The 25684-nt window shown below is 42.8% G+C and carries 25 protein-coding genes, 2 pseudogenes and 1 riboswitch; of the genes and pseudogenes, 5 read left to right on the forward strand and 22 right to left on the reverse strand.

Going from position 1 to position 25684, the window contains the following annotated elements:
• Nucleotides 1-104 precede the first annotated feature (104 nt).
• Nucleotides 105-1481 carry an aminotransferase-like domain-containing protein gene (locus ACFQ0C_RS21575; protein ID WP_379369447.1) on the reverse strand — a complete coding sequence of 459 codons (1377 nt, stop codon included), beginning with the start codon at nt 1479-1481 and terminating at the stop codon, nt 105-107.
• Between the two features lie 148 nt (nt 1482-1629).
• On the opposite strand from ACFQ0C_RS21575, the pseudogene ACFQ0C_RS21580 reads away from it, so the two are divergent.
• From ACFQ0C_RS21580 to ACFQ0C_RS21590, 3 genes and pseudogenes are all read left to right on the forward strand, one after another.
• Nucleotides 1630-1701: pseudogene (locus tag ACFQ0C_RS21580) on the forward strand (hypothetical protein); the annotation flags it as partial.
• 15 nt (nt 1702-1716) lie between these two features.
• Nucleotides 1717-2340: a DMT family transporter gene (locus tag ACFQ0C_RS21585; protein WP_379369514.1), complete on the forward strand. Its 624-nt coding sequence runs from the start codon at nt 1717-1719 to the stop codon at nt 2338-2340.
• Nucleotides 2235-2492, forward strand: a complete 258-nt coding sequence (locus tag ACFQ0C_RS21590; RefSeq protein ID WP_379369449.1) for an EamA family transporter — start codon at nt 2235-2237, stop codon at nt 2490-2492. Before ACFQ0C_RS21585 ends, ACFQ0C_RS21590 begins: the two co-directional genes overlap by 106 nt.
• A 5-nt stretch (nt 2493-2497) precedes the next feature.
• Here ACFQ0C_RS21590 and ACFQ0C_RS21595 read toward each other — a convergent pair whose 3' ends face one another.
• The 5 genes from ACFQ0C_RS21595 to ACFQ0C_RS21615 are packed head-to-tail and all read right to left on the reverse strand — an operon-like array spanning nt 2498 to nt 7466.
• A complete protein-coding gene (locus ACFQ0C_RS21595; RefSeq protein WP_379369451.1) occupies nt 2498-3097 on the reverse strand; it encodes an ABC transporter ATP-binding protein in 600 nt (199 codons plus the stop codon).
• Entirely contained in the window at nt 3094-3939 is an 846-nt protein-coding gene (locus ACFQ0C_RS21600; protein ID WP_379369453.1) for an ATP-binding cassette domain-containing protein, read from the reverse strand. Before ACFQ0C_RS21600 ends, ACFQ0C_RS21595 begins: the two co-directional genes overlap by 4 nt.
• A 9-nt stretch (nt 3940-3948) precedes the next feature.
• Nucleotides 3949-4827: an ABC transporter permease gene (locus tag ACFQ0C_RS21605; RefSeq protein ID WP_379369455.1), complete on the reverse strand. Its 879-nt coding sequence runs from the start codon at nt 4825-4827 to the stop codon at nt 3949-3951.
• Nucleotides 4817-5854, reverse strand: coding sequence for an ABC transporter permease (locus ACFQ0C_RS21610; protein WP_379369457.1), 1038 nt, complete (start codon nt 5852-5854; stop codon nt 4817-4819). The genes ACFQ0C_RS21605 and ACFQ0C_RS21610 overlap by 11 nt, the downstream gene beginning before the upstream one ends.
• Nucleotide 5855: 1 nt before the next feature.
• Nucleotides 5856-7466 (reverse strand): ABC transporter substrate-binding protein, encoded by a 1611-nt coding sequence (locus ACFQ0C_RS21615; RefSeq protein WP_379369459.1) that lies wholly within the window; start codon nt 7464-7466, stop codon nt 5856-5858.
• A gap of 307 nt (nt 7467-7773) precedes the next feature.
• Here ACFQ0C_RS21615 and ACFQ0C_RS21620 point away from each other — a divergent pair, with 307 nt between their 5' ends.
• Nucleotides 7774-7953, forward strand: a complete 180-nt coding sequence (locus ACFQ0C_RS21620) for a hypothetical protein (RefSeq protein ID WP_379369461.1) — start codon at nt 7774-7776, stop codon at nt 7951-7953.
• A 30-nt stretch (nt 7954-7983) separates the two neighbouring features.
• Here ACFQ0C_RS21620 and ACFQ0C_RS21625 read toward each other — a convergent pair whose 3' ends face one another.
• The 13 genes and pseudogenes from ACFQ0C_RS21625 to ACFQ0C_RS21685 all read right to left on the reverse strand — a co-directional run bounded on the left by ACFQ0C_RS21625 (nt 7984) and on the right by ACFQ0C_RS21685 (nt 21151).
• Nucleotides 7984-8472 carry an NUDIX domain-containing protein gene (locus tag ACFQ0C_RS21625; RefSeq protein WP_379369463.1) on the reverse strand — a complete coding sequence of 163 codons (489 nt, stop codon included), beginning with the start codon at nt 8470-8472 and terminating at the stop codon, nt 7984-7986.
• Nucleotides 8462-9616, reverse strand: coding sequence for an aminodeoxychorismate synthase component I (gene pabB, locus ACFQ0C_RS21630; RefSeq protein WP_379369465.1), 1155 nt, complete (start codon nt 9614-9616; stop codon nt 8462-8464). The genes ACFQ0C_RS21625 and pabB overlap by 11 nt, the downstream gene beginning before the upstream one ends.
• 189 nt (nt 9617-9805) lie before the next feature.
• Nucleotides 9806-9884: riboswitch (ZMP/ZTP riboswitch) on the reverse strand.
• 65 nt (nt 9885-9949) lie between these two features.
• Nucleotides 9950-11197 (reverse strand): serine hydroxymethyltransferase, encoded by a 1248-nt coding sequence (glyA, locus tag ACFQ0C_RS21635; RefSeq protein ID WP_379369467.1) that lies wholly within the window; start codon nt 11195-11197, stop codon nt 9950-9952.
• 39 nt (nt 11198-11236) lie between these two features.
• Nucleotides 11237-13525 carry a 5-methyltetrahydropteroyltriglutamate--homocysteine S-methyltransferase gene (metE, locus tag ACFQ0C_RS21640; protein WP_379369469.1) on the reverse strand — a complete coding sequence of 763 codons (2289 nt, stop codon included), beginning with the start codon at nt 13523-13525 and terminating at the stop codon, nt 11237-11239.
• 252 nt (nt 13526-13777) lie between these two features.
• Entirely contained in the window at nt 13778-14554 is a 777-nt protein-coding gene (locus tag ACFQ0C_RS21645; protein ID WP_379369471.1) for an alpha/beta fold hydrolase, read from the reverse strand.
• Nucleotides 14555-14829: 275 nt separating this feature from the next.
• Nucleotides 14830-15231: a hypothetical protein gene (locus ACFQ0C_RS21650; RefSeq protein ID WP_379369473.1), complete on the reverse strand. Its 402-nt coding sequence runs from the start codon at nt 15229-15231 to the stop codon at nt 14830-14832.
• A 23-nt stretch (nt 15232-15254) separates the two neighbouring features.
• Entirely contained in the window at nt 15255-16220 is a 966-nt protein-coding gene (locus tag ACFQ0C_RS21655; RefSeq protein ID WP_379369475.1) for a phosphotransferase, read from the reverse strand.
• Between the two features lie 83 nt (nt 16221-16303).
• Entirely contained in the window at nt 16304-17098 is a 795-nt protein-coding gene (locus ACFQ0C_RS21660) for a Nif3-like dinuclear metal center hexameric protein (RefSeq protein WP_379369477.1), read from the reverse strand.
• A gap of 29 nt (nt 17099-17127) precedes the next feature.
• Nucleotides 17128-17322: pseudogene (locus ACFQ0C_RS21665) on the reverse strand (hydrolase); the annotation flags it as partial.
• A gap of 8 nt (nt 17323-17330) precedes the next feature.
• A complete protein-coding gene (locus tag ACFQ0C_RS21670; protein WP_379369479.1) occupies nt 17331-18491 on the reverse strand; it encodes a stalk domain-containing protein in 1161 nt (386 codons plus the stop codon).
• A gap of 156 nt (nt 18492-18647) precedes the next feature.
• The gene (locus ACFQ0C_RS21675; RefSeq protein WP_379369481.1) at nt 18648-19085 is read right to left on the reverse strand and encodes an NUDIX hydrolase; all 438 of its coding nucleotides are present in this window, start codon (nt 19083-19085) and stop codon (nt 18648-18650) included.
• Between the two features lie 241 nt (nt 19086-19326).
• Nucleotides 19327-20061, reverse strand: a complete 735-nt coding sequence (locus tag ACFQ0C_RS21680; RefSeq protein WP_379369483.1) for a Bax inhibitor-1/YccA family protein — start codon at nt 20059-20061, stop codon at nt 19327-19329.
• A 256-nt stretch (nt 20062-20317) separates the two neighbouring features.
• Nucleotides 20318-21151: a PPK2 family polyphosphate kinase gene (locus ACFQ0C_RS21685; protein WP_379369485.1), complete on the reverse strand. Its 834-nt coding sequence runs from the start codon at nt 21149-21151 to the stop codon at nt 20318-20320.
• Nucleotides 21152-21293: 142 nt separating this feature from the next.
• Here ACFQ0C_RS21685 and ACFQ0C_RS21690 point away from each other — a divergent pair, with 142 nt between their 5' ends.
• Nucleotides 21294-22880, forward strand: coding sequence for a DUF5050 domain-containing protein (locus ACFQ0C_RS21690; RefSeq protein ID WP_379369487.1), 1587 nt, complete (start codon nt 21294-21296; stop codon nt 22878-22880).
• 136 nt (nt 22881-23016) lie between these two features.
• Here ACFQ0C_RS21690 and ACFQ0C_RS21695 read toward each other — a convergent pair whose 3' ends face one another.
• The 3 genes from ACFQ0C_RS21695 to ACFQ0C_RS21705 form a co-directional block, all read right to left on the reverse strand.
• Nucleotides 23017-23199, reverse strand: coding sequence for a hypothetical protein (locus tag ACFQ0C_RS21695; protein WP_379369489.1), 183 nt, complete (start codon nt 23197-23199; stop codon nt 23017-23019).
• 118 nt (nt 23200-23317) lie between these two features.
• On the reverse strand, nt 23318-24184 hold the full coding sequence (locus ACFQ0C_RS21700; protein WP_379369491.1) for a helix-turn-helix transcriptional regulator: 867 nt from the start codon (nt 24182-24184) through the stop codon (nt 23318-23320).
• 98 nt (nt 24185-24282) lie between these two features.
• Nucleotides 24283-25629, reverse strand: a complete 1347-nt coding sequence (locus ACFQ0C_RS21705) for an ABC transporter substrate-binding protein (RefSeq protein WP_379369493.1) — start codon at nt 25627-25629, stop codon at nt 24283-24285.
• Between the last annotated feature and the right edge of the window lie 55 nt (nt 25630-25684).

Genomic DNA, 25684 nt, shown 5'->3' on the forward strand with positions numbered 1-25684 from the left:
ATGTACACCTACTTTCCCACTATGCTGGAAAAATTATTCATTCTAGTGAATTAAGTGCCAGATTCAGTTGATGAGCACTCCCTATGGGGAAACCATTTTTCTGCTCATAACCGAAAGAATGGCTTAGGTGAGCTGCTTGTATATTGGGCACGCTCCAGTTCTTCGGCAATGATGCGGATGCCCTCTTCTATTTCTTGCTCATCGGTTCGAATGATGCTAAGACGCAGCAAATTAAGCTTGGGAAAGGATGAAAGGAACTGCCTATCGGTAGCTAGCACATCAACGCCACGATTCTCCAATTGCTTGATCAAATCTTCAGTATGAATGGATTCCGGCAGGCGTATTGAAGCGAAAAGCCCCCCGCAATTTCGGGTGGTATATAAGCACTCTTTGGGCAATATTCGCAGGGAAATATCCCTAAGATGCTTTATGCGATGATTGTACATCGATTTCATTTGCTTCGCGTGATGAGCATACATCCCGGACTTCATATAAATCTCGAGCACACCTTGAGAAAGCACGGAGGTGCTCAGATCCGCAGCATGTTTATGCCATTGGAGCAAAGGAAGTAACGAAGCTGGTACTGCGGCTGCGGCAAGCCTTAATCCGGGCAGCATCACTTTGGAAAAACTTCTGAGATAAATGACATGACTGGCTCCATTATAAGCGTGAATAGGATCTGCTTTACTATCTGTTTCCAAATCAGCAAGGTAATCATCCTCAACGATGTAAACGTCATTGGCTTTGGCGAGTTCTGCAAGTCGCTGCTTGTCTTCCGCTGTGTAAGAAGTGCCTAACGGATTATGGAAGCGCGGGATTGTATAAAAAAACTTGATCATATTGGTTTGAAAATAGCGCTCCAAAGTTACCCAATCCATCCCGTCAGAAGTTCTTTCGATGCCGATTACGGTTTGTCTTTGTGTATGAAGCGCAGCCAGCATTCCCCAGTACGTTGGCTGCTCGACCAGAATGTTTGTTTTTCCGTTTGGAAAAGGCATTCCGGCTAGAAGATGAAGAGCTTGTTGGGCGCCAGAAAATATAAAAACTTGCTCAGCCGAAGGAAAAACCTGTTGCTGCTGGAAAAGCTTCACGATCTCCTGGCGAAGAGAAAGCAGACCCTGTGGATCGGGATAAGTGAATATGGAGGTCTCAAATAATTCCATCGCTTTATTCAAGCATTGACGAAAATCGATTTGCGGTATCGATGCCGGATCAGGAGCCGCTGATGCAAAATCGATTCGTTTTGTTTGCAGCAGGGGAAGAAGCGCTTCTTTGGCTACCACAAAATAACCACTCTTTGGACGGGAATATATGAGATATTGATTTTCGAGTTCCTGATAAACTCCAATAATTGTGTTGAGACTGCAACCGAATCTTTGGCTCTGCATACGGATGGAAGGCAGCTTCTGCCCGGGTTTGATGAGACCATTGACTATGTCCGAACGGATGATTTGCTGAATGGATTCCTTTTTATTTGTCATAACTATGCCTCCAACTTGAATAACTAGATCTTCTATCTGTACCCTTACAGATGAATAAAAGGTCAATATACATAGTATTTTGTATCTACTATAATACAAATAATCATACAGAAGTGATTTTGCATAAAATTTTTTTGAGGTGATTGTAATGAACAAAACAACAAGCGGCTGGATCAATGGTTTCATTGGCGTGCTCATCTTCAGTGGCTCGCTACCCGCAACACGGTTGGCTGTGATGGATTTTGATCCGTTATTTCTCACCGTATGCCGTGCCGCAATTGCCGGGATATTAGCGGGAGTGCTTCTACTCTTCTTCCGGCAACAACGGCCTGTCCGAAGCGACATCGTTCCGCTATTGTTAGTAGCACTCTGCGTGGTAGTAGGCTTCCCGCTGCTGACAGCCTTGGCGCTTCAGTATGTCACTTCCGCGCATGCAATAATTTACATTGGGCTTCTGCCGCTTTCGACAGCGATCTTCGGCGTACTGCGGGGCGGTGAACGACCACGAACGGCCTTTTGGATCTTATCAGCTCTAGGCAGCTGCCTAGTTGCAGGATTCGCCCTAACACAAGGGGCTACATCTTCCCCGGTCGGTGATACGTTAATGCTGGCTTCTATCATCGTATGCGGTTACGGTTATGCGGAAGGGGCACGACTCTCTCGGAGGCTAGGGGGTTGGCAGGTGATCTCTTGGGCGCTTGTTCTGTCTTTTCCTGTTATGTCACTGCTCTCGTTTTATTACATGCCAGTTTCGTGGGGGGGTATCCGTGGTTCCGCTCTCTTGAGCCTTGCTTATGTCTCCCTGGCATGCTCATCGGCTTTGTGTTCTGGTATCGTGGTCTTGCCCAGGGAGGCATAGCAGCAGTTGGGCAGCTACAACTCCTGCAGCCTTTCTTCGGTCTGCTGCTTTCGGCTCTCGTTCTGCACGAGTCAATTGGCTGGCCTATCTTTATAGTAAATATCGGTGTTGTACTGTGCGTTGCGATCGCACGGCAATTTGCAGCAAAATAGTGTTCCTACATCAAATGTACAGTTCTTGTGCAAATGGCTTTTGCCAAATGTTCGTTATGAGTAATCGCCAGAATACCTATCTGCTCTTTTTTAGCATAATCAAGTACAATATCCCAGATTTGCGATTGAGTGATAACGTCCAGCATAGTACTGATTTCATCTGCAATAATGAATCGGGTTTGTGGCTTGAGCACTCTCATGACACAAATCCTTTGAAGCTCTCCGCCTGATAATTCATTAGGCCATCGATTTAGAAACTCCTTACGAATCCCCATTTCCTTTCTTAGATCATCGTCGTAGTCACCCGATTCACTAAGCGTTTTACCTAGCTTCCACTTTGGATTTACCGCAAGTTCCGGATGCTGGTAAATAAGCTGAACTGGAGAATAGCTGCCTTTGGAAACAGGCGATCCATCTATAAGCACTTCTCCCTTATCTGCTTGGATTTGCCCAGCCATGATTTTCCCCAAGGTGCTTTTGCCACGTCCGCTGCTTCCAATAAGACCTACTACCTCACCTGCAATGATATCAAGCGAAATATTCTCAAGCACCCAGTCTTTGCCGCCATCATATTTATAATAAATATTTTTTGCTTCTAATATCATCGCTCACTATCCTCCATATGCTGCACAACATCGATGTAATTACCATAGTCCTTACCTCTAATGGAATGAAAGCCGTTTTGTGGCAAGGCATGCCATAAAGCTTTACTGTAAGGGTGCACAACATTGTCAGGAGAAGCTTCAAATAACCTGGCGTCAGCAATCTCTACCGATACTCCCTTGTTAAATACAGCAATCTTATCCGCAATAATAAAAGCCAAATCAATATCATGGGTGATCATCAGTACTCCACAACCAGTGTTTGCCAACTCTTTTAATGAACTCAACGATTCTTCAACCATTGATTTGTGCAATCCGGGTGTAGGTTCATCTGCAATAATTAACTGTGCTCCAGAGGTTAGAGCGGTTCCTATGAGAACCCTTCTAGCCATGCCTCCTGATAGCTGGAAGGGATACTTATGTTCAACGGACTCGGCCAACTGGAATCTTTTCATAATATTTTTCACACTGTTTTTGGCGGTATGCAGCGGGCTAGCGATCTGGTGTCCCGTTTTCATCAGTGGGTCTAAATAGCTGATAGATTGAGGAATAAGGGATATTTCCCTTCCTCTAAGCGCTTCTTTTTTCTTGGGCGTAAGTTCTTCACCTTTGTATTTGATACTCCCGCTAGTGTAAGCATTTGCCGGAAGAATGCCCAGAATCGCATGTGCAAGAAGACTTTTTCCTGAACCGCTAGCCCCCACAATTGCTAATATTTCTCCAGGGTACAAATCAAGCGTAAAGTTCGATATCACTTGAACATCTTTGTGGTGCAGCCCTTTTCCGTATTGTTTAAAATTGACCGCAAAATCCCGTACTTCCAGTATTGGCTTCTTTAGTTCCATAACAGTCTCCTATTCATGCGCCTTATAGGGATTAATTAGAGCTTCAACCTTCTCGCCTAGCAGATCAAACAAAATAACAATGATAAGTAAAGACAAGCCTGGCATTAAAGCAATCCACCATTGTCCGGTACTCAAATATTTGAGTGATTCCGACAAGATAACTCCGATTCCCGGCTGATGCGGGGACAGCCCAAATCCCAAGAAGGTAAGTGAGGCTTCATGAAGTATTGCATGCGGAAACATTAAAATCAGTCCGACCAAAAATTGTGGAAGCACATGAGGCAAAATATGATGTCTAGCGATATACCAGTTACTTTTTCCAAAGCTTCTTGATGCCAGAACATATTGACTGGATTTTAGCTGCAAAACCTCCGCTCGAATGACACGTGCAATATATGTCCAGTGGGTTAGAATGATGCCAATAATGATACCTTGCGGTCCCTTTCCCAGTACAAAAGAAATCAAGATAAGAAAGATCAAGTGAGGCAAACCCATGACTACATCGATAAGCCAATTGATGAACGTATCCAACTTCTTACCGCCTATCGCTGCTGCAACTCCCAATATAAGAGCGATAATACCGCTCGCTGCAGTAGCTACTACTCCGATGATAATGCTAAGCGATAATCCTTTAACCGTTCGCAGGAACATATCGCGTCCAAACCAATCGGTTCCATAAATATGACTGAGTGATGGTTGAAGATTTTTTTCAGTAAAGCTTACACGAAGCGTCTCTTCCGTTATCAGATTCCCTGTTAGGAGAATGGTACTTAGCAATACTACGCAGAGAGCGATATAAAGTAAGGTTTGCTGCCTCCTATTAAAAAGCCTTTTGCTTAAAAGCTTGTTTGCAGCTTTTTCAGAGTAAACAGATGTATTAATATCCACGTTGATTCCCCTCTCTTATGCGTGGATCTACTAAAGCATATAAGATATTGGCTATAAAGTTTCCAATGAACACAAATGCGGCTGCAAATAAGCTGATTCCTACAAGAAGCGGAAGGTCCCCTCTAATACCTGCATGCACAACCGCATTGCCAAGCCCCGGATAAGAAAAGATTCCCTCCGCCAAAGTAGAACCCCCGAACAATTCTGCGATTGAAGCAAATTGTAACGTAATAGCCGGTAATAGAATATTTCGAAGGCCATGCCTTCTTACAATCATCCATGTGCTTTCTCCTCTTGCTTTAGCAAAGAGCGTATAATCGCTATCCAATACATCGATAAATTTGCGCCTTGTATGCATGGCTATGCTCGCAACCCCTGTCAAGCTCAAGGTCAGCGCAGGCAAAATGAGATGGTATAACCTGTCTCCCCAACTTATATCACCGGCATACACATGAATCGGAGCACTCAGTCCTATCGGAAACCATCCCAGCTTAACGGAGAAAACTATCAGAAGTAAAATCCCTACCCAGAAGATGGGTGCTGAAGCCAAAGTCAAGCAATATAGTTTAATCACCTTGTCTACAAGCTTGCCCTTGTACACAGCACTAATAATTCCCATCACAAAACCAAGAACACCGGATAATGCCCATGCGATTCCCATTAGAAGCAGAGATGCAGAAAATTTTTCCACAATAACAGTCTTAACCGGTTGATTGTAAACGATACTGGTTCCCATGTTGCCGCTAAGAAGCCCCTTTATCCATTTGATATACCTCACAGTAAAGCTGTCATTCAGTCCCCAATATTCACGCAACTTATTTATTTGCTCCTGCGGCAACGAAGCATGCTCTCCACCAATATATGCTTCAATCGGATCAATCGGGGAAAACTTCATTAAGATAAAGCAAATAACCGTAACAGCAAAAAAAAGCAGGAGTAAGCGAACTATCTTTTTTAACAAAAATGTGATGATATGTAACACCTTGGTGTGTTGGTTAAGTCTTTCATTTCTAAGCACTATTGACATATTACTTTTTCACCCAGTCCTTGATGTTATCCACCGTTATCCAATAGGCGCCACGATGCGGAGCAGGCCTGAAATCACCGATTTCTACACCGTTTTTGATATAAAAGGTATGATGAAACGCGACCATAGGAATGAACGGGCTATCCCCCAATGAATTTACACCATATTTACCATCCCATTGCGCTTTTTTCCATAATTCCATAGCTTCCTTCTGGTTGGTTGTTTGAATTGCTTTTCTCAAATATTCATCGACCTGTTCATTTTTGTAGCTTGGTGAATTTGTTGTGCCCTTTGTAATTCGATCTGAACTGAAATTGGTATAGATTTCAAACGGGCTGTCCGCTCCTTTGCCGAAGAGATAAGCTTCCTTGTAGAGTAGCTTTTGATTGCTGATTTCATCCCAAACTTTGGCTTCCAGATTTATTTTAATGCCGATTTTCTTGGCGCTTTCCTGTGCTCCCAAAACAACCGCCTGCCTCTCGACTTCACCCGGAGTATACAGCAGAGTAAACTCCGCCTTCTTACCGTTTTTCTCGACAATACCGTCCTGATCTGTATCGGCCCATCCGCCCTCCTTAAGAATTTTCTTGGCCGCATCTACATCGGCATTCTTGAGATTATTCGCCTCATTGTCCCATGGCATCCCCGGATTATGGGAATAAACGGGGCGTGCTCCACCATTTAATGCAATTGCCGCAATACCCGCCCGATCCATTCCATAGGATATCGCTCTTCTAATCGCTGGATCGGAGGTCACATCATTGCCAAGCGGTATTCCATCCATCACATAGGCACCTCTTTTTACAGTAGGCATGCTAATTGATACAATATCCATCGTTTCGATACTTCGTTGACTATACCCAGGGATGGGTTTGCCGATATAATCCATACTTACACGTGCCAGGTCAATTTCCCCTCTTTTGGCTCCCGCAAAGCTCGCATCCATATCCAAATACAAAAATGTCACCTTTTTAATATTCGGCTTTTTTCCGTAGTAAGATGGATTGGCTTCGATAATCAGCTTTTGCCCTTTTTGCCATTCAACAAACTTATAGGGCCCAGAGCCTATTGGATGCTGTCCATAATTGTCGTTATAGGCGTGTTTAGGAATTATTGCAATTCGCGTTAATGTGTACTCGAAGGTAGAATCCGGATTCTTTAATTGGAAGGATACCGTATAGTCGTCTTCCGCTATTACCTTCTCTATGTTGGAGAGATCTATGTATGAGGTGGTTTCTCTGACCTTTTCAAACGTAAATACCACATCGCCTGCCGTAAACTTCTTACCATCGGAATATAGGACATCCTGCCGTAGATTGAGCGTTAGTTTCTTTCCGTCAGCACTTATAGTCCTTTTAGTAGCCAAGTCGTTGACAATGTTCATATCTTTATCAAACATAACCAACTTGCTTTGAAACAAGGCCTCACCCATTCCCGGCCAGTCGAAAGCAGGATCAAAGCCTTTAGCCGGCTCCCCTTTGATTGACACCACGATCTCGTCGGAAAAACCAGCCTTTGTTGCCTCCTCCCTTATTGGGGCTGTTACATTTGTGCAGCCAGCGGAAAGAACCGCAAGCGCCAGAACTGCTGTTAAACCTAATTTTCTTTTCATCTGTTTCCTCCTGTAATGAAATAGTACCGTTGCAGCGACTAGGCTGCCAACCATGTAGTCCATGATTCGGATACATGTAAACGTTAAAGGTCCTGTTTAAATAGTAATTATTACTATTTAATTTGTCAACAATTACTTTTTAATTCACCAGGGAGATTTATTATTATTCATTAAATCCGCGGTTTTTAAATAATATTAGAAACAAAGATATTGGAGTTAAACCAATAAAAATTAAGGTGTCTTTCCCTTTGTAAATAGGGGAAAAGACACCTTTTTAAAACACAGTTACATAAAAGGGGAGCTGAAAATGAGATATGAGCTGATTCATTTATTGTCTCATCTGGAAGACGAACAAATCATGGCGTCCATTATCCAAAGCTTAAATACCGAAGACTTCGAAACATTCGTTTGCTACCTTGATTATACGAAGCCTGATGTACGGGAGCGTTGGTTGGAGTTGTGTAACAAAATTCTTCGCTTGGAGTAAGTCACGACCTCGACTTCTCATACGAAATATTTAGCAATGAGTAAAGCGATGATCCTTAATCCATTCAGAGGCAATCAAATATACATGGTCTTTCATAAATGGACTAAACGTTGGGTCATTCATTATCTCAAGCTGCTTCGGAATCGTATGTACCAGCATAACAGCATTGGTTTCAAATCCATCCGGTAACTCCCTAAGAATACGAACCTTTGATATATATATATTTTTCACAAATACAAGACGGGTCTTTTCATAAATTAAATATTGGCCAATTCTTTCAATCGAATCGAGTTCTCCTCCAGTCTCTTCATACATCTCCCTGATAACAGTTTGTATAATAGACTCGCCTTCTTCCCTATTCCCTCCAGGTAATTCCCAACCGCGAGAATGATGTCGAACAAGTACCAATTTACCTCGGTAGAAGGCGAATATCAGCACACAATTAGCTTCTTCAACTAGAGGTTCCTTTGATAGGATTATATTTTGATCGGGCAACGCACCTGGAAACTCATAATTCATTATTACCACCAACTTGTTTTTTGTTGTTTATATGTTCTTTCCCATTCTGCTCCTTACGATAAGTCAACACTCTGGATTTCGTTCTCATCTCATCATATTCACCCTCTGCGGTTGAGTCCCAAATAACCCCTCCACCTACACCATAGACCGCCAGCTGCGTATGCGTATCCACAAGAACTGTGCGAATTGCTACGTTAAACGTGATGCCTTCACCTGGTACCGCAAGCCCAATAGCACCGCAATAGATGTGTCGTGGCTCCTTTTCCAAGGATGAGATGATTTTCATAGTAGATATTTTGGGAGCCCCGGTTATAGATCCGCAAGGGAACATAGCCTGAAATACATCGAATAAGCTGCTCCCAGCTTTTGTATTCGCTTCTACGGTTGAGGTCATTTGGAACAGGGTAGGATATTCCTCGATTTCAAACAGCTTCGGAACCTTTATAGTGCCTGTCTTAGCAATTCGGCCTAAATCATTTCGAAGTAGATCTACGATCATCACATTCTCTGTCCGGTTCTTCTCGGATTCGAACAAAGCCTTTCTGCTCTCCGATTTGGGAATAGTGCCTTTCATAGGCTTTGTACGAATGACATCCCTATCCCAATGAAAGAAAAGCTCGGGTGAAACAGACAGGATCCGATAACGCCCTACATTTAAATACGCGGAATAATTAGTTTGCTGGACATCTCGCAAATCTTCGTAATAGGCAAAATCATCTCCAGTAAGTTTAGCATGCAGTCGCGTCGAATAGTTGACTTGATATGTCTCTCCTCGAGCAATCGCCTCATGAATCGTTTCAATGTTGTTTTCATATTCCACACGACTAGTGCTTTCACACCAATCTGATACGAAATACAACCCCTTCTCATTTATATCTTCTTCTATTGGTTTTTCGTAGACACCGAACCACACTAAAGGAAATTCTGCAGCAGGCTCACAAATGCTGAGATTTCTCTCGAAAGCGGGCGCGCATTCATAAGAAACATAACCAGCCACATAGAACTGCCCATCGATAGCTTCCTGTACCTTCTCGAATATCCCCTTAACGTTTTCCAATTTGTGAGTTTGCCAAACCTGCAGAGGTTTCTCAAATTTCAATCTCTTCTGATTAAAATCAATGATAATGTTGGATTCGTGTTTCACATGCTACACTCCGCTCTTATTCAATTGGTCTTACAAACCTTTATAGGAGTCTGTTTTGTATAAACTCCAAGGTTAATACCAAAGGGTACGATTTCCTCAATCCAGTTCACAGCTGAAGAAAAATCTTTGAAATAGTCCATGTATACATCCCTCCCAGAATTAAAAAAAAGCATTTGATCCACAGATCAAATACTTTGCCCAGGCGTACGGCCATATATTATGTGCTCCCTCGTGGTTCACCACGTTTACGCCAGTTACACATATTAAATTTATCCGAATCGGATATTTTATTTAAAGGTCTCGCTTTGCTTCCAGAAAAAAGTATTGGCAGATTTAGTAGCTTAAGCCCGGATAAAGCGGAAATTGTGCTGTTAAATCTTTTACCATGCTTCTTACTTTTTCATGTACTGCTTCGTCTGATGGATTTTTTAATGTCAAAGCAACGATTTTCGCAATGCTTCTCATAGCTTCCTGATCCATTCCACGGGCAGTAGCAGCCGCTGTACCAATTCGAACTCCACTTGTAATCATCGGTTTAGCAGGGTCAAAAGGAATTGCATTTTTGTTCACCGTTACCCCTACTTCATCCAACAAGTGTTCAGCATCTTTACCACTGATCTGGAGGCTGCGAAGGTCAATCAGCATCAGATGGTTATCTGTGCCTCCTGATACAAGATCGACGCCTTCAGCCAGCAGTGCTTCAGACAAGACTTTTGCATTATTAACAACGTTTTGAGCATATGTTTTAAAGGACGGTTGAAGCGCCTCGCCGAAAGCAACAGCTTTAGCAGCAATGATATGCATTAAAGGCCCGCCTTGAGTACCAGGAAATACTGCTTTATCTATCGCAGCTGCCCATGGCTTACGGCAAAGGATCATACCGCCGCGAGGACCGCGAAGCGTTTTATGAGTAGTTGTTGTTACAAAATGCGCATGTGGCACTGGATTCGGGTGCAAGCCTGCTGCAACAAGCCCAGCGATATGAGCCATGTCTACAAAGAATAACGCGCCTACATCATTGGCGATAGCAGCCAACGCTTCAAAATCGATGATGCGCGGATATGCACTGGCACCAGCCACGATCATACGAGGCTTATGCTTGAATGCCAGTTTGCGAACCTCGTTATAATCAATATGCGAATCGCTTTCTCTTACGCCATAAGGAACAAAGTTGTACAAAATTCCAGAAGAATTAACAGGGCTGCCATGAGTCAAGTGACCGCCATGCGCCAGGTTCATGCCTAGAACCGTATCACCAGCCTGCAGCGCTGCAAGATATACTGCCATGTTGGCTTGTGCGCCTGAATGGGGCTGTACGTTAGCATGCTCAGCACCAAATAATTCTTTTGCACGGTCACGCGCGATGTCCTCTACGATATCTACGTATTCGCAACCACCATAGTAACGTTTACTTGGGTAGCCTTCTGCATATTTATTGGTTAGAACCGTTCCCATCGCTTGCAGCACAGCTTCGCTAACGAAGTTCTCAGAAGCGATCAATTCGATTTTGTCGCGTTGACGGCCAATCTCCAGATTCATAGCCTCAACAATTTTGGGATCTTGTTTTCGTAATTGCTCCACAATAACGTTCTCCTTAGAATAGGTTGGTTAGTTTTGGGTCTATATTAAAGCAGCATGCTTCGAACGAGCAATTTTTGTCGCTTCCACCATATTGCGTAAAGAAGCAGCAGTCTCTTCGAGTCCGCGTGTTTTTAGCCCGCAATCCGGATTAATCCAGAATAGCTTGGGATCCAACACACGCAAGGCGCGTTCAATCATGCTCGTCATCTCCTCCACACTCGGAACGCGTGGACTGTGTATATCGTATACGCCTAAGCCGATGCCCAGCTTGTAGGTATTCAACTCGAAGCTATGAATCAATTCACCATGGCTACGGGATGTTTCAATAGAAATGACATCGGCATCCATCGCTTCGATCGAATCAATCATGTCATGAAATTCGCAATAGCACATATGCGTATGAATTTGTGTTGTTTCCTGTACGGTACAGGTGGCGATGCGGAAAGCCTTGACCGCCCATGCCAGATAACCGGCTTGCTCCTCTTCCTTAAGCGGCAGTCCTTCGCGAACTGCAGGCTCATCCACCTGAATCATACCAATGCCTGCCGACTCAAGTGCCTCCACTTCTTGTCTAAGCGCATAGGCCAATTGGTAAGCGATTTGTTCACGAGGGATGTCATCGCGGACAAACGACCAGTTCATAATGGTAATCGGTCCAGTCAGCATGCCTTTAACAGGACGATTGGTGCGAGACTGGGCATACTTGGTTTCTTCGACAGTCATTTCCCCTGTAAAAGCTACATCCCCGAATATAACCGGAGGCTTCACACAACGGGAACCGTACGATTGCACCCATCCGTTTTGTGTGAATGCAAAACCTGCGAGCTTTTCGCCGAAAAACTCGACCATATCGGTTCGCTCAAATTCCCCATGAACGAGAACGTCTAATCCGATTTCCTCCTGGAGCTTGATCCAGATATCGATTTGCTCCCGGATGAACGCAGCATACTGCTCATTGTTCCACTCGCCCTTGCGCCACAATTGACGCGCCTTACGAACTTCCGCAGATTGCGGGAAGCTGCCAATGGTCGTTGTAGGAAAAAGCGGCAATTCCCATTTGGATTGTTGAGCAGCATAACGCTCGGCAAAGGGACGGGAACGTTCCGGCTGCTGATTACTAAGTGAAGCGACAGCTTGCTGGATACTGCTGCGATTGCGCTCTTCCGACTGCTGAAGTGCCTGCAAGTCACGATCACATTTTTCCAGCTCTTCTATGATCCCCTCACTGCCTGATGCTATTGCTTTCGTAATAAGCACAAGCTCATCAAGCTTTTCATCCGCATAGGCAAGCGCATTTTTTAGTTCAGCTGTGAGCTTAGTCTCCCGTTCTGTAGTTACCGGAACATGAAGCAAGCTGCATGATGATTGAACAATTAGATTTTTGGCCGTCACTAGTTCAGTGAGTTCTTCAAGCAGTCCGAGTTTCTCCTGAAGGGACGCCTTCCAGATACCGCGACCATCGATCACTCCGGCACCTAAAACCTTGTCCGCAGGAAATCCGAGTTCTTTAATCAACTGTAAATTACCTGAGAGGCCATGAACGAAATCCAGTCCGATTCCTTTGACTGGTAGTGAAACCACGTCAGAATAGTGCTCTAAGGATTCAAAATAGGTTTGCAGCATAATGTTCAGTGTTGGCACTGATGCCGCAAATGTTGTATAAATGGTTTTTAATCTCTCAATGTCAGCATCGCTTAGCTTCGTTACGAGAATTGGCTCATCTATTTGTACCCATTGAACCCCTTCCTCTGCAAGCTCTTGAAGGATCTGTACATAAAGTGGGAGCAGTCGACTCAACCAAGCATCTGTCTCTGATGCACTGTATCCTTTGGATAATTTTAGAAAGGTCAAAGGTCCGACGATAACCGGCTTTCCTTCGATCCCGAGCTTTTCTTTAGCTTCCCGATATGCTGTAAGAGGCTTGTTCTCGGTAATGGACGGTGTTACGAGGGCTAGTTCAGGCACGATATAGTGATAATTGGTGTTAAACCACTTGGTCATTTCGCTTGCGGCAGCATCCTTCGTTCCCCGGGCGACACCGTAATAGACAGATAAGGGCACGACGCCTCCCTCAAAAGCAAAACGTTCTGGTATTATACCGAACATCGCAGCTGTATCAAGAATATGATCATAATAACTGAAATCATTGACTGGTATAAGATCGATGCCCTTCTCTTGCTGCTTGCGCAAATGATTAAGACGGATCTCCTGGAGCTGAAGCTGAAACTCCGATTCTCCAAGCTTGCCTGACCAGTACGCTTCTAACGCTTTCTTCCATTCTCTATCAGCACCTATACGTGGATAACCCAATACACTACTTACTGCCATCTACAAAAACTCCTCTACAATTTGTTATAAAGAAAGATATCATAGATCAGCCGATATAGTGTAACTGGATTAAACTATATCTAGATATAGTTAATAGCTATATCTAAGTTTTATTAGTATGCAGCCCTTTACTTGAGTAAGCAAAAAAAAGAGCTGCCTCGTGGCAACTCCTTCACTAATGTGTAACTTGAAGGTCTTTTTCTATGTGGGCTCCTAGTCTAAAGATCAGGTGACTAATCTTGATTTATTCATCTATTTTGGGCGGTTGGATGAGACTTGAAGCCGTTCCTCATCAATGAATTGTAAGATTGTATCATTCACAAAAACGGGGTTTTCTCTAATCATATGAGGTCTATGGCTGCAACTAGGTACTATTACATATCTAGAGTTAGGAATAAGGTCAGTAACCCGTTTTAAATCCTCTTCAGGTGCAAACGGGTCATATTGTCCAGCTAAAAACAATGTTGGGCAGTTTATGCTGCGTAATTCTTCGTTGCTAAGTTGGGGGAACATTCTCCAATCATATACTTTTTGCCGTAAGAACTCTTGCCAATTTCCACGATGTGCCTCCAGATGCCTTTCTTTCATCAAATTGATAAAGTCATAACGACCGTTTTGTAAAAGCCATTCCGGTTCAAATTCCTCGGATCCCATAGAGGCTACAAAGCCACTCTGACCAATTGAAGTCAAAGATGCAATTCTATGAGGTTGTGCTACAGCACAATGTAGTGCAACACCTCCTCCCATACCATATCCGATAACATGTGCCGTAGGAATCTGTAGTTGATCCATAAATGCAAAAATGTCTTTAGAATGCTGAGGAGTACTCCATTCAAGGCTGTTGCTCCTCGTTCGACCATGTCCTCGGAAATCTGGAAAAAAACATGTGTACTTACTTTGGAAGTCAAGCATTTGACTTGCAAAAGCTAATATCCCTCGCGAAAACCCACTATGTAAAAATATCACAGGGTCACCAACACCCATTTGTTCATAGAACATTTCCATGTTATTACATTCTAAATGTGGCATCTGTATTAAAACCCTCCTATTTTCTTACAATTAGAGTCCCTATTGTTTCCATATTAACAAACATATGTTCTTGTGTAAATGATTTCTATTGAAGTGTCCTGCCCTTTCATATTAGGAGTTGTCCGTATCGATTCCACGGTAGCCTCGTTATTTGAACTCTCGTTTCCCCTTAGAATTTAAAAAAGCCCGCTATTTGCACGGACTTTATTATATTCGGACTATGTTCTATCACGCACGTATCATATCTAGTCGATTTGTTTGAATGGTTAAACCATTTATTTTACAGATCCATTTTTTACAGATCCATTTATTATAGACTCATAATCATCAAGCCCTGATGCCATCAGCCATTTCCTATTTACATATTCAATTTTTATTGTCAATGTACCAAAGGGCTCGTCAAGTACTATAGTATCTATCGTAATTTCTACAATATTATTTTCTTGACTTTTTATCTTGGCGGTATCAATTAAAAATTTTTCTGCCCATCCGTGGCCTCCACTCCTTGTGTTTACATAAAGCTTACCTTCATAATCCTTATAAAGAGGAAGACCTATATCTTGCGATTCCAGATAATGGCTATAAAATAGCTTTTGAGCGATATCTTTTGTAAATGCAGCCCCTCCCTCCATACATTTGGTAGCGGATAACTCTACACATATCCAGCACAAAATCACACTGCGATATTTTCTAAAGCCGATTAGTTCAAATATCTGTCCATTAGAACTCGCAATGTTTGTATTGTGTAAAGAACAACCTTTCTCTTGTCTTCCTCGGAACTTTCATTTGTTTCTAACATGTCTAATATATCCTTGCTCTTTCTAAGTAATAGCACATCAGAGTATAGATCGATGTTTATCTTTTCATTCAAGCTAAGAGGCCGTATTGATTGGTATCCCTCCAAGATTGCTTTGTAGGTGTTGTCATCAAAACAATTTTTTGTTACTGCTAAATCATGTATCCTCCATCCATACGCACAATGGTCGAAATCGAATATTGTAAATCCGTGTTCTTGACTGTAGTGAACGTTAGAGGGATTCAGGTCTCCGTGAATTAATCCAAATGCCTCATTCGCTAAAGGGAGTTGATTAAAATGTTCAAACAATAGGTTTGCACGTATATTAAAAAAGGATATTTCTGGTAAGTCTAGGGTTTGGCTATACTTTTCTAAACTTTTCAGCGGCTCTTTTATAAGATAGGTTGGGCTAATTTTATACCGAGTGTATTCACTTTTAAAATGATTAGCTCTCTTGTGGAGATTCGCTATTACATTCCCAAAGATTGTTGCCTCCCTAATGTTCATATTGCCAATTTGATTCCCTTCCGCATAATGAAATAAAGCAATATATCGAAGCTCATTACTGTAAAGTATAGTGTTTAGATTCTCATTTTTTATACTTAGAATCGGGGATGCAACAGGGAGACCATTTTTATGCAGAAATTCAAGGAAATCCAACTCAAAACGAAGATCAGTAGTATCTTGAATGTAACTTTTTTTGTTCCTGTAAATCCTTAAAATGAATTTTTTCCCATTTGAATGAATGGAGTAATGATCATTAAAACTTCCACGCAGAAATTTACATTTTATTGGCCTTGAAAGATTATAAATATCCTCTAAGGCACAAAGAATTCGCTCTTCATCCGTCATTTCATTTGTAAAGGTCAATACCGCTCCCCCTTGTCACATCGATTTACCGGTTTGTGATTTTCGCGGATCTGAAGGAGAATCCTGGTTGAAACCGTCGACACTTAAATGCGCTTTACCGCGAGAGGGCTCGCGATAAAATCCACTTGAAGCTCAGGGAACGCTTCGCGCACTATCTCCACGACTGTTAGCATCCCTGCTTCCTCGCTATTCTGATGCCCTGTAATAATCAGCGCCTTTTGAAGTCCCATATCCATGGCATCTCTCACATATTCGTTCGTCTCCCATTCATTCGTTTCGCCAACGATTAGGAGATCGATATTTCTGTTCTCAAAGTATTTGATATGCGAACGACCGCCTGACGCGCCAGGCATCAATCCGAAACACCTCACAGGCATCTCCGGATCTCCGGCCACCAGCATGCTATCGATATTGAGCTTGTCTTTCAGATGGGTGACTATGGTGCGGACGGTATGCTGCTCATCATGGGGGAGCGTAAGCAGGCTTATCCTCTCTGGATCTGCGTAAGCTTCCCATTCCAGCTTCTTGAGCATGCCTATTAGAATGCCGTCCGGCTTGTATTTATGGACATAATCATGCAGTCGGAAGATCGAAATACCTGACTCCTCGATAAGCATCTGCTTCCTTTCATATACCGGGTCCCCTGCTAGCCACTCAACTTCATCCTTGTGATTGTAGTAAGTAGGCTCGTGTGTGATGATCAGATCGACACCTGAATCAACCGCTTGCTTGATTGCAGCATAAGTTGTCATGAACACAACAGCCACTTTCCGGACCTCTGCATTCAGGCGTCCGCTCTTCAACGTATCGACGGTCGTTTCCAAAGGGCCAACCGGTTCGATGAGACGATTTAGCACCATCTGCACAGTAATGATCATGTTTGGGACCTCCAATTTCTTTATTAGCTATATTTATCCAGAAATCCTTTATAGTCAATATGTCTAGAATAGTCTTGTACTTCACCTTTAAAGAAATGTGATACCTCTTTAGGTGAAACGGCATCGGGAGCAACACCTCCAATCAAAAATGATGTTTTATCTTCAATCGACAGACACTCTGCTATTCTATTAGCAATAATCAAATTCATTATTCTTGAACCCATAATTCCCCTCATTCTTTAATAATTTCTTTCAACGTTTCTTCAGTTGGTTTAAAATCAGGGAGGACTTTGAGTAAATAATGCTTCTGGCCGTCGCTGCATCCATCTAGAGAAAGCAGCTTTCCACTCCATGATCCTTCCTCCCATGTCATGGATTTGCAGGAGACCTTATAGGCTTTCTCAACCGTCATATTGTCACGTGAGGGATCGAATTGTACCCAGATGCTATCGCTATCATCCCGATAGTCCAAGTCAATATAGATGGGGCCTGAATCTTTGGAATAACGAACAATGCGTATGTTATCAGGCTCATGCATGCTAACATTTTTCTGGAAAGCTTCCAGCTTGCTGAAATTTTCTTTTTTAAGCGGCCGGCTGACAATGGCATTGTTATCATTGAGTGTAATGGAGCGATCCTGTTCATTCCAGACTACGCTAAAATCCAATTCCTCCATAAGGTCACGAAGTGGCACGTAAACGATACCACTGTCCCGAATGCTTATCGAATTCATATATTTGGGTCCATTTTTCAGCATTAGGATGTTGCTTCCCGTAAAGACGGTTACCTCCTTATTCCCTTTCGTTAAACGGAATTGCTCGTGATCGTCCGGATTACTCAGTCGTTGTATCCCCATTTCTTTAAACAAGTGATCCTGAATGGGCATCAGCGCCATGTCTTTTGGATCAATACGGACAGAACCGATTTCTTCGTAATAATAACGCAGTTTGACGTCATTGACGGCCAACGAGGAGACATTATCATACGTCTGTAAAGGTTCACTCAGACGTTCGTCCAGCGGCTTCTCATCATTTATGGCTCCGGTGCCCGAACAGAATGAAGTTGTTCCATCCGAATTTTTGAAAACAAGATACGAATTGCCAAACTGAAAAGAAATTCCACACTTCGTACTGATAGTGCTGGAAAGAACATGCGTTACCGAAGGAACATCCCCTTTATAAACGCTCGAAACCTCAAATTCCACTTTAGCTTGATCCAACTTTTTATTGTGCCAGATCCCTACCACCTTGCCGGTAAAAATCTGCTCGGCATGCTCGATCTTTTGCTCGAAAGTTAACGGCATACAACTACAGGCATAACAGGTCGCTCCTGACATAACCAGCGAAACAAGTAGCCCAACCAGCAGAGTCACTACAAATCGTCTAATGTTCAATTCCCTCACCCCACATCCTTATACTTCCAGATCATGGTAAAAGTTTCGCAGGAACATTGAAAAGTACCGCCCATTATTTGAATAGGCTGCCAAGTTTGCTGGCAGCCTAGAATATGATTGCACACTCTCGTGTCCCATCCCTCGGTGACGGATAATTTATGAAATGTAAAACCCTTCAACATCCAAATCAAAAGAATGGTATTTCACCTCTCTATTTTGAATCCACATTTCCAAGGGTATAACCCACGGGCGAAATTTGATAAAATTGCGCAAATCCCTTATATTCACAAACTGCATCTCAAGAATATCTGGGTCAGATTCTTCAATTTCGTTTTGTTCTGAATGCAAGCTGCCTGCATAATAAACTTGGAGATACTGCCCATATTTTTCTGAAGAATACTCCGTAACGAAAGCAACAGCTTCAGCAGCTATTTTTATCCCTGTTTCCTCATACAATTCTCGTTTTGCAGCTTGTAAGAAAGTTTCACCGATTTCTGTCGAACCTTTAGGCAAACTCCAGCCAGATTTATCTTTTACTAATAGAACCGCATCATCTTTTAAAACCACGATTCCAGCGGCAAGATTATGAGCCATTTTTCCGCCTCCTTTTAGAAATATATAAATGCTTTCCTGCTTAATTATCCCATGGAATTTAATGGTATTTAATGGAATTCAGTGACGATTTTGAGACAATTATTTCGATTAAAATATCGGTCCCTCGGTTCTGGCCAAGAAACCAAACAAATACTTACGTATAAAAAAAACTCCGCACAGTAACACGCCTGTACGGAGCTTCAAAATCTCATACACTAAACCTTGAAATATGACTTATGACTTATTTTCTTAGCTTTGAAAGCAGTCTAAGAACTTCGATATACAACCAGACTACAGTTATAAGCAGGCCAAACGCCCCGTACCACTCCATATATTTGGGAGCCCGGTTTTGGGAACCTCGTTCTATAAAATCAAAATCCAAAATTAAATTCAGCGCGGCAATGATAACGATGAACAACGAGATTCCAATTCCAATTATCCCATTGTCATGTAGATACGGCATTCTGACTCCAAAAAAACCTAATAGCCAACTTACCAAGTAAACAACCATTATTCCTATTGTAGAGATAATGATAACCCGCTTAAATGTTTCAGTTGCCCTAATTATATGTAATTTGTAAGCCACCAATAAACCAACAAAAACTCCAAGGGTGATCATGACTGCCTGCAGCGCAATACCATGATATTTAGCTTCATAGATCGCTGATATGCTGCCTAAAGCAAGCCCTTCCAGTAATGCATAGACAGGAACCGCAACGGGCGAAATCCTGGGAATAAAAGAAATGAGCAGGCTTAATAATAATGCCCCTATGATCCCGGTGATCAAAAAAGGCTGTACGTTTTGAGATTGGAAGTGAAGATTCCAAACATAAAAGGCAGAGCCAAGTAATATGGCCAGTGAAATAAAGGCTTTATTCACTGTCCCGCCAATCGTCATGGTGTCGGCTCCAAATTCGGATGCCCGTTTGAAAGTATTTTCTTGTAAAACAGGATTACCGCTTCGGTCATAACTCAATTTTAATCACCTCATATTTGTTGTTCACTACAATTTTTAATATAACACAACTTCCATCTTATCAACGCTATTTCAGGTGGAATAATTTTCTGAAATATGCAGAAATGCCCGCCTACGTCGATGGCAAACGAGTGGCGGGCATTTCATTTATATGTTAAGGGGTATGAGTTAATAGTATACCTCTCCGATTAACCTAACGTTAAATGAAACTTAAATTCTTATTAACTTTACGTCTCTTGAACTTATCGTCCGTTGGTTACAACAGGCTTTTTTTGCTTTCCTCGTTATGCTGTTTCAGAAGCGTCTGCACTTCGATATTCGCCATCGGATAAGAAAGGTCCAGCTTCTCCATGGAGCGAAGAATAATCCGGAGCACCAAATAGTCGCGGAACCAGCGCTCATTGGCCGGGACGACATACCAAGGGCAATGCTTAGTTGCTGTATGCCGGAAGACATCTTCGTAAGCGGCAGTGTATTGGTCCCAATAGCGCCGCTCCTCTAGATCACTCGGATCGAATTTCCAGAGTTTCTCAGGGTTTTCCAGCCGTTGGCGGATTTTCTCTAGTTGAAATTCGGGGGAAATATGCAGGAAAATTTTGATCAGCAGCACTCCGCTGTCCGTAAGCAGCTTCTCGAAATCTCGAATATGATTCAGGCGAACCGCCGCTTCATCGTCCTGAATCATGCCGTGCACCCGGGTAATTAATACATCCTCGTAGTAAGACCGATTAAAGGCGGCGATGTAACCTTTGGCCGGGACAACCTTGTGGGTCCGCCACAAAAAATCGTGGGAAGACTCCTCTGGGGTCGGCTTCTTAAAGCTCTCCGCTCGAAAGCCTTGTGGATTCAGGTTGGACAATACTTTCTTGATAACGCCGTCTTTGCCGCTGCAGTCCATGCCTTGAAACAAAATGAGCACGCCGTTCGTTTTGGAAGCGAACAGCTTATCCTGTAGCTCGAGAAGTTTCTTCTCCATGTGTTCAAACTCTTCATGAATCTCTTCCTTGCTCTTGAAGCCGCCTTTGTCATTCGGATCAAAGCGGCGAAGCACGATCTCTTCTTTTTTGTTCAACCGATAGGATTTCAGCATGAGAAAACCTCCAAACGCTTTTTAATGTATTATATCACTTCGATCCGGAAATTTAACCTATAATAGATTTGGCTTGCGAAGTCAACCTGTAACTTTTTACCATGAACCCGCGTTTAAATCAAGGAAAGGAGATGACGCAATAATGAGAATAAAATGGGTTATGTATACGGTCGTTTTATCACTATGCATGAGCTTCTTAGCTCCTTCAGGACACAGTCTAGCCGCGGATATAAGCGTGAGGGTTAAGCTCCCGGATTTTGCGGTGAATCTGAACGGTCATTCGGTGGAAAATCAGTACCGCGAATACCCGCTGTTAGTTTATCACGATATCACCTATTTTCCGATGACGTGGAATGATACCAGGCTGCTCGGGTTGGAGGCGAATTGGTCGCCGGAAGACGGCTTGAATATTAAGCAAAGCCGTGTGACCTCTTCGTATATTCCATACAAGTCCGAGAGTCGCAATGCGGCCGCCTACACGGCGGAGGTTCCCGCCTCGGCCGTTACGATCAACGGCAAGACGATCGACAACACTAAAGAAGAATATCCGTTGTTAAGCTTCCGGGATATCACTTATTTCCCTCTGACATGGCGCTTCGTACATGACGAATTCGGATGGGATTACCGGTGGAGCGATACCGGCGGCCTCAGCATCACGTCCCGTAACCCGCAGCTACAAACGGTCGGCCTTCCTGTATATGCCGGGGAGAACGACGTCGCCCTATTCAAGGGGTATTATTATTTCGTCAAGACTACGGACACAACGAACCATGTATATCGGGCTCCCATGCAACAACCATCCGACAAGGAAGAGATTTATTCCTATAACATCGAAACCTATCAAGGGCTGCAAAAGCATTTATCCTTTCAAATCCGTGACAACACTTTGTGGTTTACCTATCACCTCGGGGGAAATATTATGGGTCACGACGAGTTCGTGAAAATTGGTGACGACGGGAAAGCGGAGCTGTTACATAAAGGGTATCTCGATTTCCACAATACGTCTTACGGAACATTAATCGTCAAACTGGGCGCATCGGCGTTCGAAGGTGGCAACTTGTATTTGTCACCTTCGGGTCAGGAAGAGACAAACCTCAAGAGTATAGGCGACCCGGATCTGATGTATGCCGTTACTTCCAGCGGCATCTCGGTAGGAGCCGGGCGTGACGCTGCTTCCTATATCTCCGTCATCCGAGACGATGTGTACGTGCTTGCTTCACGCATGAGCTACTCTGACGCAAACAAAATTTACAAAATTAATCTGAAGACGAATAAAAGCGATAAAATCGTCAACTCAAGTGTCAGCTGGTTCCGAGTTATAGATAACAAGATGTATTATGTAAAAGACGAGGATAATGCGTTATATTCGTCCGCGTTAGACGGGACGGGCGAATTGAAACAGTCCGACCATGCTGTGTCATGGTTTGACAGCATCGATGGCAACGTCTATTACACAACCAAGAAGGAGGCGAACCAATTCGAGCTATACCAAGCCGATCCGAACGGAGAAGACCCACGCGTATGGACTACGCCAGTCGCCGAAGTACAAGTGTTGAACAATCAGCTCGTCTGCCGTCTTGGTGGTAACGAAGACTACGGCATCGTACTGCTGAACGGTTCAGCCCACCGGCTACTGAGCGCGGCCGATCCGATCTCACACGTACTTACATCCGACGATGGGATTTTACTCCAAACCTCAAAGGATTCCTCGATCGAACTCATTCGTTGAACGAAAATTCTAAAGATACAAAAAAGCAGCTTGACCCAACGCGGTCAGCTGCTTTCTGATTATATCAGGGCGAGAATGTACCTTGCAGGTTTACTTGTACATCAGCAAACCTACGGTTCTTAAGGAATTACTGTGTTTATTCTTGGTTGGATTGGATAATTTCATCCAGCTCAGTTTCTTGTTGATTAGCTGCAGCAAGTATTTCTTGATCCTGTTCGTTATGGCCTTGAATCTCAGCTGCTGCTTGTGCTTGTTTGTTCAACTGCTCCTCTGTCTGTCCAATTCCATGTGCGCCTTGATGTCCCCTGCTAGTAGCCATTCTATAATACCTCCTAATTTTTATATTGATAAAACAATGTTAGTATGTCCTGATCCTTGGAAATTAATGCTTGCTGATATTTCGCTATTTGACTCCAATGAAGGGTATGTATTATTTATTATCTACTTTGGTTTTTGCGATATTGGCTTGGTGTAATCCCCATTTTTTTACGAAATAGAGCATGGAAAAATTTCATATCCAAATAGCCTACTTGATTGGCAACCTGATAAATCGGTATATCCGTAGATATCAGAAGCTCGCAGCTCTTTTGAACCCTTATATTTTGCAAATATTGGGTAAAGGTTGAATCTGTCGTTCTCTTGAACAACCGTTGGAAATGACTAGAGCTTAAATAGAAATTTTCGGCGACGTCCTGTACGGTAATGTTTTGGGTAGAGTTGCACTTGATGAATTGGATAATTTCTTCCATCTTGTTGATTGTCGTGGGATTATCTGAATTCAGTGCAGCACGTTGAAGCATAACTAGTATCTGAACGAGACTCGAGACAAGCAAAGCTTCATAACCAGTGTAACGCTTCAAATATTCTGAATACATCTTCTGAATCATCTCAAAAAAAATATTGTGCCTATCCTCAAAATGAAGCCAGCGATCAGCGCATTTATCCGGTTCGTAAACGATTTCAAACATTTTAGAGCCAATAGGTAAAAGCGCTTTCCAATCACGAAGAATTTCAACGTTGAATAGACATTTGTATATAACGAGCGTATGGTCCTGCCTGCGGGAAAGAGGCAGATACGTGTGAGGAATCCCACTTGGAATGATAAACATATCCCCATGCTTAACAGGAATCACTTGATCCTCAATATGTAAATGACCTGACCCTTCCCCTACCAAGTTGATACTAGTAAACTCAAGTATTTGCTGCACGGATGTAAACGCTTTCTCATAACTGTTTAAACTAATAGTGATGTGTCCCCCTTCAGCGGAGGAAACCTCAGTCATATGCTCTATTTTTTCTAACAAGTTCTACACACCTCACCCTCGTACAGCTGGCCAGTAAGTTTCTCTATAATAACCTGCTGGCCTTTATTTTCATTTTAGAGATTTTCAGGATATTAAAATTACTCGTAGTCACTAATCCCGCCTTCCTGCTGAATTTTTATCGTCTCCTCAATGCCTTTATTCATGGATTCATTTGTTTTCCTTAATGCTGCTAGGGTATCAATAGGATCCGTAGAAATTAGCCTCCACATCAAAAATGTATCTTCGTTTATAAAGGTAAGGCCTGGCTTACGAGAAGGCGGTTTAGCACTATTCAAAGCAAATAATGATTGAATATGCTTTCCTTGCCATTGCGGTACGGTTTGGCCAAAAGCTTGTTGAACTGCAGCATCCCTGCGCGGAACCATGACTCCTTGCTTGGCAATCTCAAGTTGAACCTCTGGAGATAGCAGATAAGAGATAACTTGGAATGCTAAATCCTTTTTGTTGGATTGATTTGTTATAAACATGCCGTAATTATTAGGCTGAAATTTGGACTTCGGCGCCTCCGGGAAAATCGGAACCGAAGCAAAGTCGAAGTTCAAGTTTTTGTTCGCTGCCACAAATTTCGTTACATTTTCCATAGAATCTATGATCATTGCAACTTGGCCTCTGGCAAATTCATTCGGATTAACCAAGGGATTGCCTGGAATTTCGTAGAAACGTCTAAGATTATCAACAATTTTAACCCATCTATCAGAAACCATCGAAGCCTGATTTTCATTCGGATCAAGCCCTGGCTCCGACAACTGATTGAATCGCAAATAAATGGCTGGATTCATTTGGAAGCCTCTGTATGGAATGTCCCCCTCTTGTAGGGTTAACTTTTTGGCAATCTCGTACGCATCATCCCAAGTCATCCCGTCTTTGGGATAAGCTACATCTAACTTATCAAACATATCTTTATTGTATACCAAGATATATTCGTTAGAGTTATAGGGCAACGAGTATAGTTTACCGTCCGATGAGTTAATGGAATGCTGCATATCAGCTGAATTCAACTTACTCGTATCGAAATTATACTTTTTGATCAGATCTGTCATATCATATTCCATCTTGAACCTTCGTACCTGTCTGTACGTATTACGGCGAACATCATCGAAAACGATATCCGGAATGGTGCCGAGTGCAATTAAGTCCTCATATCGTTTGCCTGGACTATCCCAAGCGACATGCTTTAGTTTAATATCCGGGAACTTTTTTTTAATAAATTGACCTATCTGCTGTTCAAAAATTTCTTCCTTTGCGAAATACGAAGGCCACGCCGTGAAGATGAACAATTCCTTATCTGGTGTTTGGGCTACAGTTTCAGAAGGAGGAGTGCCCTCCGTAGTCCTAATCGATTCCGTATTTGTCCCGTCAAAACATCCCGCCAAGACCAATAATACGGAGCCGATTAAACATGATTTCCTTATAACCTTCTTCAATTTTGGACCTGACCTCCTGTAATTGAAAGCATATTCATCATAAACTCTAGTACGT

It is taken from the genome of Paenibacillus sp. GCM10027630 (assembly GCF_042676305.1).
Taxonomy (GTDB): Bacteria; Bacillota; Bacilli; order Paenibacillales; family NBRC-103111; genus Paenibacillus_S.